A 20,099-nucleotide genomic window follows, 5' to 3' on the forward strand; every position below is an offset into this window, starting at 1 on the left:
CGATCATCATGCCTGGCGGGTGTCGCGGCGGTACAGGGCCGCCGCCGCGGCCGTGAAGACCGCGAGGAAGCCGGCCAGCCCGGCCACCGCGGCCAGGTCCAGGGAGTGCCCCGGCCGGGTGAAGGTGGCCAGCTGGTTGTACAGGTGCACCGGGTTGAACCGGGCGTACGTCTCCAGGGTGCCCGTCAGCGGGAACCAGGTGCCACCGAACAGCGACATCACCATGTAGGTGATCATCACGATGGTCTGCACCGAGTCCGGCGCCGCCGCGTAGCCGAGCGCCACCCCGAGCGCGGCGAAGACGAAGCTGCCCAGCCACAGCGCGGCCGTCAGCCCGAGCCACTGCGCGGCGCTCAGCGAGACGCCCTGGCTCGCGCCGACCGCGAACACCACCAGGATCGCCGGCAGCGTGGTCACCGAGCTCGCGGCGATCTTGCCGAGGGTGTACGCCCGGCCAGGGAGCGCGGTCAGCCGCAGCTGGCGCACCCAGCCGCTCTTGCGCTCCAGCGAGATCCGCTGCGCACTGCCGGTCAGCACCGCGCCGACCGAGCCGAAGGTGGCCATCGAGACCATGAAGTACGTCTTCACTGGCAGGCCGCCGGCCAGCTTGTCGGTGCCGTAGGCGTGGATGAAGAAGAAGTACATCAGCGCCGGGTAGGCGACGCTGAACATCAGGTAGCGCCGGTTGCGGAGGGTCCGCAGGATCTCCAGCTTGATCAGGGTGGTCATCGCACGCTCTCCTTCGCGGCCTCGTCCAGCTCGCCGGTGATGGTCAGGAAGGCCTGTTCCAGGCCCAGTCCGGCGACCTCCAGCCCGCGCGGGTACAGCCCGGAGCGGTAGAGGGCGGCGACGCTCGCGTCGGCGTCCGCCGTCCGGATCCGGACCGTCCGCACCCCCGGGACCCGGGCGGTGACGTCCAGCGACTGCACGCCGGGCAGCGTGCGCAGCACCCCCTCGTCGGGGAACCGGCCGTCCGCGTCGTGGAGTTCGAAGGAGACCCGGCGGGCGCCGGCCCGCGCCTTGATCTCGGCGGAGCTGCCGTCCGCGATCAGCCGGCCCCGGTGCAGCACGAGCACCCGGTCCGCGATCGAGTCGGCCTCCTCCAGGTAGTGGGTGGCGAACAGCACCGTGCGCCCGGCGTCGGCCTGCGCCCGCATGCTCGCCCAGAACGCCTGCCGGACGCTGACGTCCATGCCGGTGGTGGGCTCGTCCAGCACGATCAGGTCGTTGTCGCCGGCGATGGCCAGGGCGAAGCGCACCCGCTGCTCCTGGCCTCCGGACAGCTTGTCGACCCGCCGCTCCGCCAGCTCGGTGATCCCCGCGTCGGTCAGTACCCCCGTGACCGACCGACCGCGCGGGTGCACGTCGCAGGCGAGCTGGACCAGCTCACGGACCTTGACGTCGGCCATCAGCCCGCCGCTCTGCAGCATCGCGCCGACCTTGCCGGCCTCGATGGCGGAGCGCGGCGTGCCGCCGAACAGGGTGACGCTGCCCTGGTCGGGCTCGCGCAGGCCGAGGAGCAGGTCCAGGCTGGTGGACTTGCCGGCGCCGTTCGGGCCGAGCAGGGCGACGGTCTCGCCCGGCCTCAGCACGAGGTCCAGCCCGTCCACCGCGCGCACCCGCCCGTAGTTCTTCCCTACGCCGCGGAAGGCGGCCACTTCGGCAACCATGGTCCCGCTCCTCTCCCCTGTGGTGGTGCGTCCGGTGCTGTTCGCACCACCTCAGAGTCCCGCGCGGGCGGGTGCCGGCGGCAGTGCCGGCCGTCGTGCCTTCGGCATGACGGATGTCATGGCGGCGGCCGGTACCCCTGTCAGCCACTGAGGAGACAGGGGGCCCGGCCGCCGAACGCCCTGATCAGAAGCGGTTGTCGGAGGCGCGGGTCAGCTTCTCCGCGAGGCCGGTCGGACACGCTTCGGGCGTCGCGGCACAGGGGGAGCGGAATCGAAGAGACCGCCTCGGCACCGCTCGGACGCGGGCCCTCGGTGGTTCGAGTTCCAACACCGCGACCCGCTCCCCCTTCTCTCACATCCCCAGCGAGCGCTTCACGAAGTCGACCTGGAGCAGCAGCAGGTTCTCCGCGACCTCCTCCTGCGGGGTCATGTGCGTGACGCCGGACAGCGGCAGCACGGTGTGCGGGCGCCCGGCGGCGAGCAGCGCCGAGGACAGCCGCAGGGTGTGGGCGGCGACGACGTTGTCGTCGGCGAGCCCGTGGATGATCATCAGCGGGCGCTCCAGCCCCGCCGCGTACCCGCCCAGCGAGTTGGCGGCGTACACGTCGGGCCGCTCGGCCGGGTCGCCGAGGTAGCGCTCGGTGTAGTGGGTGTCGTACAGCTCCCAGTCGGTGACGGGCGCGCCGGCGATGCCCACGTGGAAGACGTCCGGGCGGCGCAGCACGGCGAGCGCGGAGAGGTAGCCGCCGTACGACCAGCCGCGGATGGCGACCCGGCCGAGGTCGAGCGGGAACTCCCCGGCGAGCGCCTGCAGCGCGTCCACCTGGTCGTCCAGGGTGGCCCCGGCGAAGTCGAAGGCGATGGACTTCTCCCAGGCCGGCCCGCGCCCGGGGGTGCCGCGCCCGTCCGCGACGACGACGGCGAAGCCCTGGTCGGCGAACCACTGCGAGTTGAGGTGCGGGTTGTGCGCCTGGACGACGCGCTGGCCGTGCGGGCCGCCGTACGGGTCCATGAGGACGGGCAGCAGCCCGTCGCGCTCGCGGTCGTAGCCGGTGGGCAGGAAGACGGCCGCCGGGATGCGGCGCTCGCCGGCGAAGCGGAAGACCGGGCGGGCGGTGATGACCGGCGTCTCGGCGTACGAGGCGATGACGGCGACGTCGTCGACCACGATGCCCTCGGGCAGGTCGCGGGCGACCTGGACGAGGCTGCCGGGCAGGTCCGGCTCGGCGGTGGCCCGGACGGTGATCCCGCCCGCGTGCACGGCGCTGGTGACGGAGGTGAACGGGCGGCCGTTGGAGGACTCCCAGGCCAGCCGCTTGCCGTCGTGACCGATCCGGCCGACCGCGATCCAGCCGGGCTCGGGGTCGGTCTCCTCGGCGCCGCCGGAGGCGGTGAAGAACACCTCCTCGTCCGTCACCGCGACGACGGACCGCAGGTGCAGGTCGGCCCCGGTGACGGCCTGGTCGCCGACGACCAGCGCCCGCACTCCCCCTTCGTCGGAGATCCGCACCAGCTTGCCGTCCGCCGTCCAGGCCGGGACGCCGTCGAAGACCTCCAGCCAGGCGTCGTCCCGCTCCTCGTGCAGCACCTCGGTGGTGCCGGTGGCCGGGTCCAGGCCGAGGATGCGCTGGGCGCGCTGGTCGCGGGACTGGACGAGCAGCAGCGGCGCGCCGCCCCCGGACCAGTGCACCCGGGCCAGGTACGGGAAGGCCGTACGGTCCCAGACCACCTCGGTGCGGCCGCCGTGCAGGTCGAGCACCCACAGGGTGACCTCGGCGTTGGGGGTGCCGGCCGCCGGGTAGGCGACCTCGGCGGGCTCGCTGCCCGGGTTGGCCGGATCGGCGATCCACCAGCGGCGCACCGGGCTGTCGTCGGCGCGCTCGACGAGCAGCCGGTCGCCGTCCGGGGACCACCAGAAGCCGCGGGAACGGCTCATCTCCTCCTGCGCGATGAACTCGGCCTGGCCCCAGGTGACGTTCGGCCCGTCCGGCTCGGCGAGCGCCCGGTCGCCGGTGCCGTCGGCGTGGGTGAGCCGCAGCTCGCCCGCGGTGTTGGCGTACGCGACGACGGAGCCGTCCGGGGCCGGGCGCGGGTCCAGCAGCGGGCCCTGCGCGGGCAGTTCGGCGGTGGCGCCGGTGACCAGGTCGGCGGTGAACAGCCGGCCGGAGAGCGCGAACGCGGCGAGCCGGCCGGCGCCGTCGAGGGCGTAGCCGACGATGCCCGCGGAGCCCTCGCGGCTGCGCTCGCGGCGGGCCTTCTCGGCGGGCGAGAGGTCCTCCTCGCCGCCGCCGAGCAGCACGGCCGGGTCGGCGGCGATCCGCTCCTCGCCGGTGGCGGTGTCGAGGGTCCAGAGCAGGTTGGCCCGGTCGCCGCCGGACTTCGAGCGGAGGAAGGCGACCCGCGAACCGTCCGGTGCGACGGTGAAGGAGCGGGGCGCGCCGACGGTGTAGCGCAGGGTCCGCGCGTACTGCCGGGGGAAGGTGTCCGCAGGGGTGTGGGAGGTCATGGCACCAGACCCTACGACGCCGAACCACCGTCACCTCGGGTCTGCTGATCACTCGTTCGGAGCATCGCGAACAAGTACGCCCCAAAGGGGTCCAAACCCCCTCCGACCGGCCCATGCGCCCCACGGGTACCCCCGCACCCCGGCGCGCGCGGACTCACTGAATGTAATGCTCCCCTTACCTATCGGGTATGACTGATCGGGCGAGTGACCGTCGGGCCCGTCCCGTCCCCCCGGTCACCCGGCCCCGGTTCCCGTACGGTCCCACCGCCGCCCTCCCCAGGGGGCGGCGCACCCGAGAAGGGGTATGAGCCGACATGGCCATGAACATCTCCGCCGCCGTGCTGATGCTGGTCATCGTGGTGGTGCTGATCCGCCGCTCCGGCCTGAAGCTCGCGCACGCGATCGTCTGCGCGCTGCTCGGCTTCTACCTGGCGTCCAGCTCGATCGCTCCGTCGATCAGCCAGGTCACCAGCAACCTCGCCGGAATGATCAACGGCCTGAAGCTCTGACCGCCTCCGGCCGGTGGTTAGGCTTCCTCCCATGACCGCGACTACCGGCCGCCGCCTGCTCCTGGTGCACGCCCACCCCGACGACGAGTCGATCGGCAACGGCGCCACCATGGCCCGGTACGCCGCCGAGGGCGCCGGCGTCACCCTGGTGACCTGCACCCTCGGCGAGGGCGGCGAGGTGATCCCGCCCGAGCTGGCCCACCTGACGGCCGATCGGGACGACACCCTCGGCGCGTACCGGATCGGCGAGCTGACCGAGGCGATGCGCGCCCTCGGCGTCACCGACTTCCGGTTCCTCGGCGGCCCGGGGCGCTACCGCGACTCCGGGATGATGGGCGTGCCCGAGAACGACGCGCCCGGGTGCTTCTGGCAGGCCGACGTCGACGAGGCGGCCGACCACCTGGTCGCGGTGGTCCGCGAGGTGCGGCCGCAGGTGCTGGTCACGTACGACCCGGACGGCGGCTACGGGCACCCGGACCACATCCAGGCGCACCGGGTCGCGATGCGGGCGTACGAGCTGGCCGCCGATCCGGCGCACCGCCCGGAGCTGGGCCCGGCCTGGCGGACCGCCAAGGTGTACTGGAACCGGATGCCCCGCACGGTGCTCGACGCCGGGCTGGCCGCGACCGCCGCCGCGGCGCGCTTCCCGGGCGTGGCCGAGCCCGCCGACATCCCCGGGGTGGTGGCCGACGAGGTGGTCACCACCGTGCTGGACGGCTCCGCGTACGCCGCCCGGAAGGCCGCCGCGCTGACCGCGCACGCGACCCAGATCACCGTGGACGGCGACTCCTTCGCGCTCTCCAACCACCTCGGCCAGCCGCTGTTCGCCACCGAGTACTACCAGCTGGTGCACGGCCAGGCCGGGCCCGGCGACGGCCCGGAGGACGACCTGTTCGCGGGCCTCGACACCGGGGCCGCCCCGGCGACCGCCACCGCTTCCGAGGGGAGCACCCGATGACCGCACCCGCCGACCGGCAGCAGCGCGGCCCGCAGCCGCGCTCGTTCCCCGCGTCCGTGATCGGCACCCGCGAGGAGCGGCTGGCCGAGCCCCAACCGCCGCGCGCCGCCCGGATCGTCGTGTACGTCCTGTTCTTCCTGCTGGGCATCGCGGTGTCGGTGTGCGGAGCCTTTGTGCAGGCCTTGTGGCCGCCGGTGGGAGTCCTGCTGGCGCTCGGCGCGACGGGCGCGACCTTCTACGCGGGCCTGCGGATCACCGGCACCCGGCTCGGCGCCGGGCTGCCCGCGGCCGGCTGGTTCCTGGCGATGCTGATGCTGATCGTGCCGCGGCCGGAGGGCGACAACGTGCTCTGGTCCAATGCCACGTCGCTGGCCTGGCTGTTCGCCGGCTCCGTGCTGGGCGTGATCTGCGCCACCCTGCCGACCCGGACCAGCTGGTTCCCCGGGGTGCCCGGCCCGCCGCGCTGACCCCGGCGGAGGGCGGCGTACGGTACCGCACGCGACGCGCAGTCAGGAGCGTTCGGCCGTACTCTCATACCGGAGGAACCGGACGTATCAGGATCTGTCCGTGGCCGTTCGCCGCTCAGTTCTTCCCAGTATGGTGGTCCCGCAGTACGTCGTACCCGACCGCCGCCCGCCTGGAGCGAGGCCACCAGACCCGGCCCCAGGCCCGGCGACCACGAACCGCGGTCGCGCCGCACGGCCCGCCCGCGAACCCGGAGCAGAGCAGCATTGAGCAGCCGCGAATCTGACAACGCCAACCCGACGCCCCGGCGCACGGGTCCGGACGCCTACCCGTCGGGCACCCCGCCCTACGGCACCCCGGGGCTCCCCGGCGGCGACCGGGCCGCGGCCGGTGCCACCCAGGGCGCCGCGTCGGGCGGCGAGGACGACGGCCCGAAGACCGAGACCACCCTGACCACCCGGGTCCGGATCAACATCCCCGGCTCGCGCCCGATCCCGCCGGTCGTCGTCCGCAGCACCGTCAAGAACGAGGACGGCCCCGGCGCCGGCAAGGGCGAGGACGGCACGGCCGAGGAGGCCCCGGCCGCCCCCGAAACCGGCGGCCGCCGGCACCGCACCGCGCCCGGCTCCCCCGTCCTCGGCGTCATGGAGGGCACCGACCGCAAGGGCGCCCCGCCGAACCTGCCGCCGGAGTGGGAGATCCCGCCGATCCCGCCGGCAACCTCCGAGTCGGAGTCCACCGGCGCGTGGTTCCGGCCGCGGCAGAAGAAGAACCAGCCCGCCGAGCCCGCCCCGGCCGCGGTGCCGGCCGGCGCCCCCGCCGCCGACCCGTTCGGCCCCGGCGAGCCGCAGGCCGCTCCCGCCGCCGAGGCCCGGCCGCAGGCCGCCCCGGCCGGCGGTGCCCGCCCGGCGCCGAACGGCGCGGGCCAGGCCCGGCCGAACGGCCGCCCGGTGCCCGCCCAGGCGAAGGCCCCGAACCCGGCCCCGCGCCAGGGCGGCGCGCCCGCCGCGCCGTTCGGCGCCGAGGCCCCGATGGAGGAGCCCGGCGTCTACCAGGCCGCCGACCCGTTCGCGCCGGTCGCCGACCCGTTCGCCCCGGCCGGCCCCGAGGCCGGTGCCCGCGGCCCGCGCGGCGGCCGCCCGCAGCCGGGCGGACCGCGGCAGAACGGCCCGCGCCCGGGCGCCGCCCCGCAGGGCCCGGCGGCCGAGCAGCCGAACCCGGAGGACACCTCCGTCGACGGTTTCGCGCCGATCCGTGAGGACGTCCTGCCGCCCGCCGCGATACCCGGCCGGCCCGGCGGCGGTGTCCCGCGCGCCGCCGAAGGCCGCCCGCAGCCCGGCCTGTTCGCCTCGGCCCCGACCGGCACCGACCCGTTCGGCACCCAGCGCACCGCCGCTCCCGGCCAGGACGCCTTCGCCCCCCGGGGAGCCTTCCAGGGAGCACCGCACGGCGCCCCGCAGGGTGCCCCGCAGCCGGGCGGGCAGCCCGGCCCCCAGGCCGCCGCCCCCGGCGCGCTCTTCCCGGGCGTCCCGAACGCCCAGGGCGCCCCCGGCGCCGCCCCCGGCCGTCCGCAGCGGGCCGGGCGCGACCCGGAGGCCACCGAGGTCACCCCGCTTCCGGTCCCGCCAGCGGGCCCGGCGCCCGCGGCCACCGAGGCCGGGCCCAAGCCCGTACCAGCCCCGGCGCCCGCACCGGCCAAGGCCGAGCCCGCCAAGGCCAAGCGCGGCGGCCCCGGCAAGAAGCTCGTCAAGCTCGGCGTCTACGCCGTGGCCGGCGTGCTGTTCCTCGGCGCCGCGGCGTACGGCACCGGCCTGATGCTCAACCAGTCGGACGTCCCCAAGGGCACCGTGGTGCTCGGCACCGACATCGGCGGCAACAGCCGCGACCAGGCCATCCACCAGCTCGACGGCACGGTCGGCAAGGTCGGCCAGCAGCCGCTCAAGCTGAAGATCGGCGACCAGACGGTCGACCTCGACCCGACCGCGGCCGGGCTGAGCTTCGACACCACGGCCACCGTGGACGGCCTCGCCCAGCACAGCTACAACCCGGTCGACGTGATCAAGTCGATCCAGGGCGGCAGCAAGGCGGTCCAGCCCGAGGTCCGGGTCGACCGGGCGAAGCTGAAGTCCGCGCTGGACTCGCTGGCCGCCGGCTCCGGCCAGGGGCTGCAGGAGGGCTACGTCAAGTTCTCCGACACCGGCGACCCGGTCGTCGTCCCCGGCAAGGCCGGCCAGACGGTCGACTCCTCGGGCGCCCTGGACGCCGTCGAGCAGGCCTACCGCGACCGCGCCGCGGGCAAGCCCGACCAGCCGGTCGCGCTCGCCCTGACCGCCGCCCAGCCGAAGGTCTCCGCCCAGGCCCTGCAGGCCGCCGCGGACGGCCTCGGCAAGCAGGTGACCAGCGGCAAGATCCACATCATGGCCGGCGCCAAGTCCTTCGACTTCGGCGGCAGGACCGCCGCCAAGGCGCTCACGCTGGTCCCGGACGCCAACGGCAAGATCACGCCCAAGTGGGACCTCGACGCGCTCGGCTCCCAGCTGAACGGCGTGTTCGACAAGGTGAAGATCAAGAAGAACGGCCAGACCGCCGCGATCACCCCGCAGGACGTCGCGGACGCCATCACCCCACTGTTCGACAAGACCGGCGACAAGGACCGCACCTTCAAGTTCACCGTCGCCTGAGCAGCGCTGTCCGAGGAAAACCGGGCCCCGGGGGCGGGTCTGCCGGATCGTGACCGATCCGGCGGGCCCGCCCCTCGACAACTCCCCCTCCAGGTCAGCAAGATGTGACGCCACACCCTCCACCCCAGCAACCCCGGGAGTCACGCCGATGGGCCGCCGCCTCCAGCACCACCGGACGGCGCTGCTCGCCGGTCTCACCGTCCTGACGCTGTCCCTCGCCCTCTGCTCCTGCGCCTCGGGGCAGGACGGCTCCGCCGCGGACGCGCTGCCGAGCGCCGCCTCGGCACCCAAGCTCACCTCGATCGACATCAACCCGCACGACCGAGCCCAGCTGCGCCGGGGCGGCACCCTGAACCTGGCGATCCCGCAGTTCTCCCACCAGTGGTCGCCGATCCACACCGACGGCAGCGAGTCCTCGACCATGGCCGTCAGCAAGCCGCTGCTGCCCACCTTCTTCCGCTCCGACGCGGCCGGCACCCAGACCCCCAACCCGGCCTACCTGCAGGAGGCGCACGCCGAGACCAGGAACGGCCGGCAGGTGGTCGTCTGGACGCTCAACCCGAAGGCCCACTGGTCGGACGGCACCCCGATCACCTGGCGCGACATCGAGGCCAACTGGCGCGCCCTGAACGGGAAGGACCCGGCCTACCGGCCGTCCAGCACGTCCGGCTTCGAGCTGGTCTCCTCGGTCGACCGGGGCAAGGACGACTTCCAGGCCGTGATGACCTTCGACCGGCCCTTCTCCGAGTGGCAGTCGATGTTCAACGGCGCCGCCAACGCCCCGCTGCTGCCGGCCGCCAAGGTCGCCACCGCGGACCTGTTCAACTCGGCCTACCTCGACGCGATCCCGCTCACCGCCGGCCCGTTCAAGGTCGAGCGCCTCGACCCGGCCGCGCAGACCGTCACCCTGGTCGCCGACCCGGCCTGGTGGGGTGACAAGCCGATGCTGGACCGGATCGTCTTCCACGCCATGCTGCCCGACGCGATGGGCGCCGCCTTCGCCAAGGGCGAGATCGACCTCTTCAACAACGGCCCGGACCTGGCCGGCTACCAGGTCATCAAGAACACCAAGGGTGCGGCCGTCCGCCGGGCCGGCGGGCCGGACTTCCGGCAGCTCACCCTGAACGCCCGCACCCCGGCGCTCACCGACCCGACCGTCCGCCAGGCCGTGTTCCAGGCGATCAACCGGGACGCCCTGATCCGCACCGACCTGAACGGCCTGGACTGGCCCGCCGTCCCGCTCAACAACCACCTGCTGGTCGCCAACCAGAACGGCTACCGCGACAACTCCCTGGGCCTGGCCCGCTTCGACCCCGCCGAGGCCGCCCGCAAGCTGGACGCCGCGGGCTGGCGGATGGACGGCGACGTGCGCAAGAAGGACGGCCACGAGCTGAACCTGCGGATGATCGTCCCCGCCGGGGTCGCCGTGGCCCAGAACGAGGCGGCGTCCGTCACCAGGATGCTCAAGGACGTCGGCATCAAGGTCACCCCGGTGACCGCCGGCGCCAACGAGTTCTTCGACAAGTACGTCAACCGCGGCGAGTTCGACATCGCCGTCTACGCGCTGCTCGGCACCCCGTTCCCGGCCAGCGGCAGCCGCGCCACCTACGTCCAGAACAGCGCCGGCAACCACGTCGGCACCGGCAGCCCGGCCGTGGACTCCGCCCTCGACCGGGCCGCCGCCGCGTCCGACGCGGCCACCTCCTCCGAGGCGATCAACCAGGCCGACGCGGAGCTCTGGAAGGTGGCCGGCGTGCTGCCGCTCTACCAGCGGCCCCAGCTGTTCGGCGCCCGCGCCGACCTCGCCAACATCGGCGCGCAGGGCCTGTCCGACATCGTCTGGGAGAACGTCGGCTACACCGGCTGACCGCTGGGGGTCGCCGGACCGGCCCGGGCCCGGCCGGGTCAGCCGTGCAGCGTCTCCCGCCAGTAGTGGCAGGCGCTGCGACGGCCCGACAGCTCGGCGCCCCCCTCACCCAACACCGGTGCCAGCGGCGGGAGTTCGGTCAGGCAGCGGTCCTGCACCCGGTCGCAGCGGGGGTTGAAGGCGCAGCCCTGCGGAATCCGGAGCAGGCTCGGCGGCAGGCCCTTGATGGCGTGCAGCTCCCGCCCCTTCTGGTCGAGCCGGGGGATCGAGTCGAGCAGCCCCCTGGTGTACGGGTGCGCCGGGCGGGCGTACAGCTCGCGCACCGGGGCGGTCTCGACGATCCGGCCCGCGTACATCACGGCGATCTTGTCCGCGACGTCGGCGACCACGCCGAGGTCGTGGGTGATCAGGATCAGCCCCATCTGGAACTCGGCCTGCAGCTCGGCCAGCAGGTCCATCACCTGGGCCTGGACGGTGACGTCCAGGGCGGTGGTCGGCTCGTCGGCGATGATCAGGTCGGGCTGCAGGGCCAGCGCCATCGCGATCATGATGCGCTGGCGCATCCCGCCGGAGAACTGGTGCGGGTAGTCGCTCACCCGCTGCCTGGCGGCCGGGATGCGCACCCGCTCCATCAGCTCGACGGACCTCGCCCTGGCCTCCGAGCGGGACAGCCCCTGGTGCACCCGGAACATCTCGCCGAGCTGGTAGCCCACGCTGAGCACCGGATTGAGGGCGGACAGCGCGTCCTGGAAGATCATCGCGATCCGCTGCCCGCGGACGGCCCGGCGGGCGCCGGAGGACATGGTCAACAGGTCCTCGCCGCGGAACAGGATCCGCCCCGCGGTGATCCGGGCCGGCGGCACGTCCAGGATGCCCATGATCGCCTGCGCCGTCACCGACTTGCCCGAGCCGGACTCCCCCAGCACCGCCAGGGTCTCGCCGGCGGCCACCGAGTAGCTCACCCCGTTTACGGCCCTGGCCACGCCGTCCCGGGTGTGGAACTCCACATGCAGGTCGTCGACCTCCAGCAACGGGGTCCCGGGCGCCAGACCCGGCCGGCCGCCGGTCACCTCCACCACGTCCATAGCAGCCCTCCTCCGCGCAACGCGACCGTCGCCGGGCGCAGAGCAACTATCAAGGACGGGGCCGCACTTGGGGAGGGCGCGGGAGATCTCGGTTCCATCACGGCGCAAGGGCGCGCCCCCGGCGGTGCGGGAGCGCGCCCTCGGGCCTGCGGCGTTACCGCTCCGCGTCGCCCTGCCCGTTCTCCTGTTCCGGCTCGCTCCGCTCAATCTCGCGCTCCGCCGCGCTCTGCTCGATCTCGCGCTCCGCCGCGCTCTGCTCGACCTCGCGCTCCGCCGCGCTCTGCTCAATCTCGCGCTCCGCCGCGAAGTGACAAGCCGAGTCGTGCAGCGCCCCACCCTCCAGCCAGCTCGGCGAGGAGAGCAGCGGGACCTCCACCGCGCACCGCTCCTGCGCCTTCCAGCACCGCGTCCGGAACCGGCAGCCGGACGGCGGGTTGGCCGGTGAGGGCACGTCCCCGGTGAGCACGATCCGGTCCCGCGACTCCCGCGCGGTCGGGTCCGGCACCGGCACCGCGGAGAGCAGCGCCTGGGTGTACGGGTGCGTCGCGTGGTCGTAGATCTCGGTGTCGCTGCCGATCTCGACCATCTTCCCCAGGTACATCACGCCCACCCGGTCCGAGATGTGCCGGACGATCGAGAGGTCGTGCGCGATGAACATGTACGACAGGTTGAACTCGCCCTGCAACTGCTCCAGCAGGTTGATCACCTGCGCCTGCACCGACACGTCGAGCGCCGACACCGGCTCGTCGCAGATGATGACCTCGGGCTTGAGCCCGAGCCCGCGGGCGATGCCGATGCGCTGGCGCTGCCCACCGGAGAACTGGTGCGGGTACCGGTTGATGTACTCCGGGTTGAGGCCGACCACGTCCAGCAGGTCCTGGACGGCCTTGCGGCGGTCGCCCTTGGGAGCCACCTCGGGGTGGATCTCGAAGGGCTCGCCGATGATGTCGCCGACCGTCATCCGGGGGTTCAGCGAGGTGTACGGGTCCTGGAACACCATCTGGATGTTGCGCCGGACGGCCTTCAGCCCGGCCCCGCTGAGCCGGGAGATCTCCTCGCCCTTGTACCGGACGGACCCGCTGGTGGCCGGCTCCAGGTTCATCAGCACCTTGGCCAGCGTGGACTTCCCGCAGCCGGACTCGCCGACGACGCCCAGCGTCTCGCCCTGCATCAGGTCGAAGCTGACCCCGTCGACCGCCTTGACCGCGCCGACCTGCTTCTTGAACAGCACGCCCTGGGTCAGCGGGAAGTGCTTGACCAGGTCGCGGACTTCGAGGATCGGTTCGCCGCGCGGCACCTCTTGGGCGAAGGCGATCTCCTCCGGCACGGCCACGCCCAGGGCGCTGGCCCCGTTGGGGGTGGTGTCCGGCGCTCCCTCAGCGGTCATGGAGGGTCTCCTTCCAGAAGAAGCAGGCGCTGCCGCGGCCTTCCAGCGGCGTCCCGTCGTCCTCGGTGACGGGGAACAGGTCCGGCACCTCGGCCCGGCAGACGTCCTGCGCGCGCGGGCAGCGCGGGTTGAAGGCGCAGCCCTGGGGGATCCGCAGCAGGTTCGGCGGCAGGCCCTTGATCGCGTACAGCTCCTGGCCCTTCTGGTCCAGGCGCGGGATGGAGTCCAGCAGGCCGCGGGTGTACGGGTGCGCGGGCCGCGCGTACAGCTCGTGCACGGGCGCGGTCTCGACGATCCGGCCCGCGTACATCACGGCGATCTTGTCAGCGACGTCGGCGACCACTCCGAGGTCGTGGGTGATCAGGATCAGCCCCATGTGGAACTCGGCCTGCAGTTCGGCGAGCAGGTCCATCACCTGGGCCTGGACGGTGACGTCCAGGGCGGTGGTGGGCTCGTCGGCGATGATCAGGTCCGGTTCCAGGGCCAGCGCCATCGCGATCATGATGCGCTGGCGCATGCCCCCGGAGAACTGGTGCGGGTAGTCGTTCACCCGCTGCTTGGCGGCCGGGATGCGCACCCGCTCCATCAGTTCGACGGCCTTGGCCCTGGCCTCCGCCCGAGAGAGGCCCTGGTGGGCGCGGAACATCTCGCCGAGCTGGAAGCCGACGCTGAGCACCGGGTTGAGGGCGGAGAGCGCGTCCTGGAAGATCATCGCGATCTTCCGGCCGCGGATCTTCCGCCGCTCGTCCCGGCCCATCTTCAGCATGTCCTGGCCGCGGAAGCGGATCTCGCCGCGCGGGATCCGGGCCGGCGGCATGTCCAGAATGCCCATGATCGCCTGCGCCGTCACCGACTTGCCGGAGCCGGACTCGCCGAGGACGGCCAGCGTCTCCCCGGCCCGGACGCTGTAGTTGACGCCGTTGACGGCCTTGGCCACGCCGTCCCGGGTGACGAACTCGACGTGCAGGTCCCGGACGTCGAGCAGCGGCCCCTGGTACGCCGCGTCCCGCTCGCCCTTGGCGGTGTCCACCGCTGTGGTCACGTTGCGCTCCCCTCGCTCAGCGAAGCTTCGGGTCGAGGGCGTCGCGCACCGCGTCGCCCAGCATGATGAAGGCCAGCACGGTGACGGACAGCGCGGCGGCCGGGAAGAACAGCACGTACGGCGCCGTGCGGATCACCTTCTGGGCGGAGGAGATGTCGATGCCCCAGGAGATGGTCGGGTCCTGCAGGCCGATGCCGAGGAAGCTCAGCGTCGCCTCGGCGGCGATGTAGCCGCCGAGCGCGATGGTGGCGACGACGATCACCGGGGCGATCGCGTTCGGCAGGATGTGCCGGAACATCAGCCGCCCGGTCCCGGCGCCGAGCGCCCGGCCGGCCACCACGTAGTCGGCCTGTTTGACGGTCAGCACCGCGCCGCGCATCACGCGGGCGATCTGGGTCCAGCCGAGCACGGCGAGCGCGATGACCACGCTCCACACCGTGCGGGTGGAGAAGGCGTTGAGCAGCACCAGGGCGCCGAGCAGCAGCGGGATGCCGAAGAAGATGTCGACGATCCGGGAGAGCACCGCGTCGACGGCGCCGCCGAAGTACCCGGCGACCATGCCGGTGAGCCCGCCCAGCACGGTGACCGCGGCGGTGACGAAGATGCCGACGGTGATCGAGGCGCGGGCGCCGTACACCACCCGGGCGTAGATCGACCGGCCCTGCGCGTCGTAGCCGAACCAGCCGGCGCCGAAGATGTCGCCCCAGTCCGGCCGGCGCAGGTAGTTGTGCACCAGGTCGGCCTTGCGCGGGTCGGCGTCGGTGAAGGCGTAGGGGAAGATCGCCATCACGACCAGCAGCAGGATCAGGATCGCCGAGATCAGGAAGATCGGCCGTCTGCGCAGGTCCCGCCAGGCGTCGCCCCACAGGCTGCGGGCTTCCTCGCGCTTCTCGGCGTCGCGCTCGACTAAAGTCTCCTGCTCGACCGCCATGCCCTGCTCGCCCGCGTAGTCGAGGCGCGAGACCCCGGGCTTCGGGTGCGGCTCGTACGAGTCCTCGTCGTGGATGTCAGGCATAGCGGATCCTCGGGTCCAGGACGGCGTAGAGGAGGTCGACGAGCAGGCTGGCGACCAGGTAGACGATCACCAGGACGGTCACGATGCCGACCACGGTGGGGCCTTCCTTGGTGTTGATCGCCCGGTAGAGCACGTTGCCGATGCCCTGCACGTTGAAGATGCCCTCGGTGACGATCGCCCCGCCCATCAGGGCGCCGAGGTCGGTGCCGAGGAAGGTGACCACCGGGATCAGCGAGTTGCGCAGCAGGTGGCGGGAGATGATGGTGCGCCGGGGCAGGCCCTTGGCGACGGCGGTGCGCATGTAGTCGGACCGCAGGTTCTCGCCGATGGAGGTCCGGGTGAGCCGGGCGACGTAGGCGAGCGAGAGCGAGCCCAGGACCACGGCCGGCAGGATGAGTTGGGAGAGGTCCCGGGAGTCCTGCACGGTCGGTGTCACCCAGCCGAGGTTCGTGGCGAAGATGGTCTGCGCGATGTAGGCCAGCACGAAGACCGGGACGGAGATCACCACCAGGGTCAGGATCAGCACCACGGTGTCGGCGACGCTGCCGCGGTTCAGGCCGGAGACCAGGCCGAGGGCGAGGCCGACGACCATCTCGAAGACGAAGGCCAGCAGCGCGAGCCGGATGGTGACCGGGAAGGCGTCCTTCATGATGTCCGAGACCGGCCGGCCGGTGAAGCTGGTGCCGAAGTCCCCCTGGAAGAGGTTCCCCATGTAGTGCAGGTACTGCTTCCAGATGGGCTGGTCGAGGAAGTACTTGTGCTTGATGCTGGCCACCACGGCCGGGTCCGCCGCCTTCTCGCCGAACAGGGCGGTCACCGGGTCGCCCGGCAGCGTGTAGACCATCAGGAAGATCAGCAGCGTGGTGCCGAAGAACACCGGGATCATCTGCAGCACCCGCCGCAGCACGTAACTGCCCATCCGAGCCTCCTTCTTCCGGGGTGGCCGGCCGGTCGGGCGGACCGGTCGGCCGGGAGGGCCGGGCCCCGCCCTCCGTGCGGGGAGGGCGGGGCCGGCGGGGGCCGAAGGATCAGCCCTTGACCTCGACCTGGGTCCAGGCCGGGTTGCCGAAGGAGTCGAACTTCACGTTCTGCACCTTGCTGGAGAAGCCCGAGTTGGTGCGGTAGTACCAGAGCGGGATGGCAGGCATCCCGCTCGGCAGCACGGCCTCGGCAGCTTGGTAGCCGTTCACCGTGTCGGCCACGCTGGCGGCCTCGTCGGCCTTGGTGGCGGCCTCGTCGAACTTCGGGTCGCTGTAGCCGAAGTCGTTGGAGGCGGCGCCGGTGCGGTACACCTCGTTCAGGAAGTTGGCGTTCAGCGGGTAGTCCTGCACCCAGCCGGTGCGGAAGGCGCCGTTGAGCGAGTGCGAGGTGATCGCCGCGCGCGCGGTCTTGAAGTCGGACTTCGGGTCGCCCAGGCAGTCGACGCCGGTGCTCTGCCGGATCGAGTTGCAGACCGCGTCGACCCACTCCTTGTGGCCGCCGTCCGCGTTGTAGGTGATCAGCAGCTTGTTGCCGGGGACGCCGCCGCCCTCCTGGATCAGCTGCTTGGCCTTGGCCGCGTCGAACTTGCAGAAGTCGCCGCAGGCGCCGTCCTTGTAGCCCTCGACGCCCTCGGCGACCCACGCGGTGGCCGGCTTGCGGGAGCCCTGCAGCACGGTCTTGGTGATGGTGTCGCGGTCGATCGCCATCGACAGGCCCTGGCGCACCTTGGCCTTGTCGGCGCCGGCCCAGTCGGCCTGGTACAGGGTGAAGCCGATGTTCTGGATGGCGCCCTGCGGGGCGTCGATCGCCCGGTCGCCCAGGTCGTTCTTGTACGTCGCCAGGGCGGACGGCGGCACCTGGTCCATCACGTCCAGGTTGTTGGACTGCAGGTCCGCGTAGGCTGCCTCGGACGTGGTGTACATCTTGAAGCGGATGCCGCCGTTCTTCGGCTTGTCCACGCCCTGGTAGTCCGGGAAGGACTTGGTGACGACCTCGGTGTTGTGGGCCCAGCTGACGAACTGGTACGGCCCGTTGCCGACCGGCTTCTGCCCGTACCCGGCCGGGTCCTGGAAGAAGCCGTCCGGCAGCGGGGAGAAGGCGATGTAGCCGAGCTTGTACGTGAAGTACGAGACCTTGTTGGTCAGCTTCACGGTGAAGTGCAGGTCGTCGGTGACGGTCAGGCCGGACATCTTGTCGGTGGTCGGCTGCCCGCTGGACGGGTGGACGTCCTTGTAGCCCTCGATGTCGGCGAACCAGGAGCTGTTGATCTGGGCGTTCTTCGGGTTGGCGGCCCAGTTCCAGGCGTCGACGAAGTTCTTCGCGTGCACCGGGGTGCCGTCGTGGAACTTCCAGCCGTCCTTCAGGGTGACGGTGAAGGTCTGCGAGTCGCTGGTGTCGATCTTGTCGGCGACCTGCATCCGGAGCTTGGCGGTGGTGGGGTCGTAGTCCACCAGCCCCTTGAAGAGGTTCTGGATGATGCGACCACCGCCGACCTCGTTCGCGTTGGCCGGCTGCAACGGGTTCTGCGGCTCGCTGCTCTGGTAGCTGAAGGTCTTGCTGGCGTCCGACGAACTGCCGCCTCCCCCGCCGCTGCTGCTGCAGCCGGTGGCCACCAGGGCCACGGACGTAGCGGCGGCGAGGGCCAGGCGAGCACGGGCGGCTACGGGCATGAAGGTCCCTCCTCATGGTGTGTGTCGCATCACACCCCATGAGAAGCGCGCCCCGGCGACGGCGCGAGTCGGGTGCACCCGGACGGGTGCCGTGACCCTCCGCCGAGTTGACGCGGCGACGGATCCCGCCCGAGCCGGAACGCCGGAAGGGCCCGCGGCCGGAGCCGCGAGCCCTTCCGGGTGTGCCAGGGGGAGCGTCAGGCCGCGGCCGACTCCCGGACCTCGGGGAAGTGGCAGGCCGAGTCGTGCGCGGCCGGGCCCTCCAGCGTGGTCGGGATCGCCAGCAGCGGGACCTCCTCGGAGCAGCGGTCCTCCGCCTTCCAGCACCGGGTGCGGAAGCGGCAGCCCGACGGCGGGTTGGCCGGCGACGGGATGTCGCCGGTGAGGATGATCCGCTCGCGGTTCTCGCGCGCGGTCGGGTCGGGCACCGGCACGGCCGAGAGCAGCGCCTGGGTGTACGGGTGGGTGGCGTTCTCGTAGATCTGCTCGTCGGTGCCGATCTCGACCATCTTGCCGAGGTACATCACGCCGACGCGGTCGGAGATGTGCCGGACGATGGAGAGGTCGTGCGCGATGAACATGTACGACAGGCCGAACTCGCCCTGCAGCTGCTCCAGCAGGTTGATCACCTGCGCCTGGACGGACACGTCCAGGGCCGAGACCGGCTCGTCGCAGATGATGATCTCCGGCTTGAGCGCGAGGCCGCGGGCGATGCCGATGCGCTGGCGCTGCCCGCCGGAGAACTGGTGCGGGTACCGGTTGATGTACTCCGGGTTCAGGCCGACGACGTCCAGCAGGTCCTGGACGGCCTTGCGGCGGTCGCCCTTGGGAGCCACCTCGGGGTGGATCTCGAAGGGCTCGCCGATGATGTCGCCGACCGTCATGCGCGGGTTCAGCGAGGTGTACGGGTCCTGGAACACCATCTGGATGTTGCGGCGGACGGCCTTGAGGGCCGCACCCTGCAGCTTCGAGATGTCCTCGCCCTTGAAGAGCACCTGGCCGGAGGTGGCCCGCTCCAGGTTCATCAGCACCTTGGCCAGCGTGGACTTGCCACAGCCGGACTCACCGACGATGCCGAGGGTCTCGCCCTTGGCCAGGTCGAAGGAGATGCCGTCGACGGCCTTGACCGCGCCGACCTGCTTCTTGAAGAGGACGCCCTGGGTCAGCGGGTAGTGCTTGACCAGGTCCTTGACCTCCAGGATGGGCTCAGCCATGGAGGGTCTCCTTCCAGAGGTGGCACGCGCTGGCGCGGCCGATGAGCTCCTTGCCGTCCTTCTCGGTCACCCGGTGCAGCGGCGGGATCTCGGTACGGCACAGGTCGGTGGCGACGTCGCAGCGCGGGTTGAACGCGCAGCCGGCCGGCACCTTCAGCAGGTTCGGGGGCAGGCCCTTGATCGCGTAGAGCTCCTGGCCCTTCTGGTCCAGGCGCGGGATCGAGCGGAGCAGGCCCTTGGTGTACGGGTGCGCCGGGCGGGCGTACAGCTCGTGCACCGGGGCGGTCTCGACGATCCGGCCCGCGTACATCACGGCGATCTTGTCCGCGACGTCGGCGACCACGCCGAGGTCGTGGGTGATCAGGATCAGACCCATGTTGTACTCGGCCTGCAGCTCGGCGAGCAGGTCCATCACCTGGGCCTGGACGGTGACGTCCAGGGCGGTGGTGGGCTCGTCGGCGATGATCAGGTCGGGCTGCAGGGCCAGCGCCATCGCGATCATGATGCGCTGGCGCATACCGCCGGAGAACTGGTGCGGGTAGTCGTTGACGCGCTGCTTGGCGGCGGGGATGCGGACCCGCTCCATCAGCTCGATCGCCTTGTCCTTGGCCACCTTCTTGGAGGCGCCCTGGTGCACCCGGAACATCTCGCCGAGCTGGTAGCCCACGCTGAGCACCGGGTTGAGGGCGGAGAGCGCGTCCTGGAAGATCATCGCGATCTTCTGGCCGCGGATCTGGCGCCGCTCCTCGTTGCCCATGGTGAGCATGTCCTGGCCGCGGTACAGGATCTCGCCCTTGGTCACCTTGCCGGGCGGCATGTCCAGGATGCCCATGATGGTCTGGGCCGTCACGGACTTGCCGGAGCCGGACTCGCCGAGGACGGCGAGGGTCTCGCCGGCCGCGACGGAGTAGTTGACGCCGTTCACGGCCTTGGCGATGCCGTCCCGGGTGTGGAACTCCACGTGGAGGTCCTTGACCTCCAGGAGGGGAGTCCCGACTTCGAGCCGGTCGCTCTTCTGGTTGTTGTTCTCGATCACGGTGGTCATCGGG

The 20,099-nt window shown here is 72.1% G+C and carries 16 protein-coding genes; 5 read left to right on the top strand and 11 right to left on the bottom strand.

Annotated elements, in window-relative coordinates; genetic code table 11:
* Positions 1-6: 6 nt before the first annotated feature.
* The 3 genes from ACPC54_RS14170 to ACPC54_RS14180 form a co-directional block, all read right to left on the bottom strand.
* On the bottom strand, positions 7-729 hold the full coding sequence (locus tag ACPC54_RS14170) for an ABC transporter permease (protein ID WP_498964731.1): 723 nt from the start codon (positions 727-729) through the stop codon (positions 7-9).
* Positions 726-1,670 (bottom strand): ABC transporter ATP-binding protein, encoded by a 945-nt coding sequence (locus ACPC54_RS14175; protein WP_498964732.1) that lies wholly within the window; start codon positions 1,668-1,670, stop codon positions 726-728. Before ACPC54_RS14175 ends, ACPC54_RS14170 begins: the two co-directional genes overlap by 4 nt.
* A gap of 352 nt (positions 1,671-2,022) precedes the next feature.
* Positions 2,023-4,176: a S9 family peptidase gene (locus ACPC54_RS14180; RefSeq protein ID WP_498964734.1), complete on the bottom strand. Its 2,154-nt coding sequence runs from the start codon at positions 4,174-4,176 to the stop codon at positions 2,023-2,025.
* Between the two features lie 314 nt (positions 4,177-4,490).
* Between ACPC54_RS14180 and ACPC54_RS14185 the strand changes: the two genes are divergently transcribed.
* The 5 genes from ACPC54_RS14185 to ACPC54_RS14205 all read left to right on the top strand — a co-directional run bounded on the left by ACPC54_RS14185 (position 4,491) and on the right by ACPC54_RS14205 (position 10,656).
* Complete coding sequence (locus ACPC54_RS14185) at positions 4,491-4,685, top strand: DUF2304 family protein (RefSeq protein WP_030062563.1); 195 nt, start codon at positions 4,491-4,493, stop codon at positions 4,683-4,685.
* A 31-nt stretch (positions 4,686-4,716) separates the two neighbouring features.
* A complete protein-coding gene (mshB, locus tag ACPC54_RS14190) occupies positions 4,717-5,643 on the top strand; it encodes an N-acetyl-1-D-myo-inositol-2-amino-2-deoxy-alpha-D-glucopyranoside deacetylase (RefSeq protein WP_498964736.1) in 927 nt (308 codons plus the stop codon).
* Positions 5,640-6,110, top strand: coding sequence for a DUF6113 family protein (locus tag ACPC54_RS14195; protein ID WP_498964738.1), 471 nt, complete (start codon positions 5,640-5,642; stop codon positions 6,108-6,110). Before mshB ends, ACPC54_RS14195 begins: the two co-directional genes overlap by 4 nt.
* Positions 6,111-6,374: 264 nt before the next feature.
* Positions 6,375-8,789 (top strand): hypothetical protein, encoded by a 2,415-nt coding sequence (locus ACPC54_RS14200; RefSeq protein WP_498964740.1) that lies wholly within the window; start codon positions 6,375-6,377, stop codon positions 8,787-8,789.
* A 148-nt stretch (positions 8,790-8,937) separates the two neighbouring features.
* The gene (locus ACPC54_RS14205; protein WP_498964742.1) at positions 8,938-10,656 is read left to right on the top strand and encodes an ABC transporter family substrate-binding protein; all 1,719 of its coding nucleotides are present in this window, start codon (positions 8,938-8,940) and stop codon (positions 10,654-10,656) included.
* Positions 10,657-10,694: 38 nt separating this feature from the next.
* On the opposite strand, the gene ACPC54_RS14210 is transcribed toward ACPC54_RS14205, so the two are convergent.
* From ACPC54_RS14210 to ACPC54_RS14245, 8 genes are all read right to left on the bottom strand, one after another.
* Entirely contained in the window at positions 10,695-11,741 is a 1,047-nt protein-coding gene (locus tag ACPC54_RS14210) for an ABC transporter ATP-binding protein (RefSeq protein WP_498964744.1), read from the bottom strand.
* Positions 11,742-11,895: 154 nt separating this feature from the next.
* The gene (locus ACPC54_RS14215; protein WP_498964746.1) at positions 11,896-13,128 is read right to left on the bottom strand and encodes an ABC transporter ATP-binding protein; all 1,233 of its coding nucleotides are present in this window, start codon (positions 13,126-13,128) and stop codon (positions 11,896-11,898) included.
* Positions 13,118-14,170: an ABC transporter ATP-binding protein gene (locus tag ACPC54_RS14220; protein ID WP_498964748.1), complete on the bottom strand. Its 1,053-nt coding sequence runs from the start codon at positions 14,168-14,170 to the stop codon at positions 13,118-13,120. The genes ACPC54_RS14215 and ACPC54_RS14220 overlap by 11 nt, the downstream gene beginning before the upstream one ends.
* A 16-nt stretch (positions 14,171-14,186) precedes the next feature.
* Positions 14,187-15,101 carry an ABC transporter permease gene (locus ACPC54_RS14225; RefSeq protein WP_498964945.1) on the bottom strand — a complete coding sequence of 305 codons (915 nt, stop codon included), beginning with the start codon at positions 15,099-15,101 and terminating at the stop codon, positions 14,187-14,189.
* A gap of 76 nt (positions 15,102-15,177) precedes the next feature.
* Positions 15,178-16,104, bottom strand: a complete 927-nt coding sequence (locus ACPC54_RS14230; RefSeq protein WP_498964750.1) for an ABC transporter permease — start codon at positions 16,102-16,104, stop codon at positions 15,178-15,180.
* Between the two features lie 109 nt (positions 16,105-16,213).
* Positions 16,214-17,836, bottom strand: a complete 1,623-nt coding sequence (locus ACPC54_RS14235; RefSeq protein ID WP_498964752.1) for a peptide ABC transporter substrate-binding protein — start codon at positions 17,834-17,836, stop codon at positions 16,214-16,216.
* 197 nt (positions 17,837-18,033) lie between these two features.
* On the bottom strand, positions 18,034-19,050 hold the full coding sequence (locus tag ACPC54_RS14240; protein WP_498964754.1) for an ABC transporter ATP-binding protein: 1,017 nt from the start codon (positions 19,048-19,050) through the stop codon (positions 18,034-18,036).
* The gene (locus tag ACPC54_RS14245; RefSeq protein WP_498964756.1) at positions 19,043-20,095 is read right to left on the bottom strand and encodes an ABC transporter ATP-binding protein; all 1,053 of its coding nucleotides are present in this window, start codon (positions 20,093-20,095) and stop codon (positions 19,043-19,045) included. The genes ACPC54_RS14240 and ACPC54_RS14245 overlap by 8 nt, the downstream gene beginning before the upstream one ends.
* Positions 20,096-20,099 lie beyond the last annotated feature (4 nt).

Origin of the sequence: Kitasatospora sp. NPDC094028 (assembly GCF_049543595.1) — a bacterium.
Taxonomy (GTDB): Bacteria; Actinomycetota; Actinomycetes; order Streptomycetales; family Streptomycetaceae; genus Kitasatospora.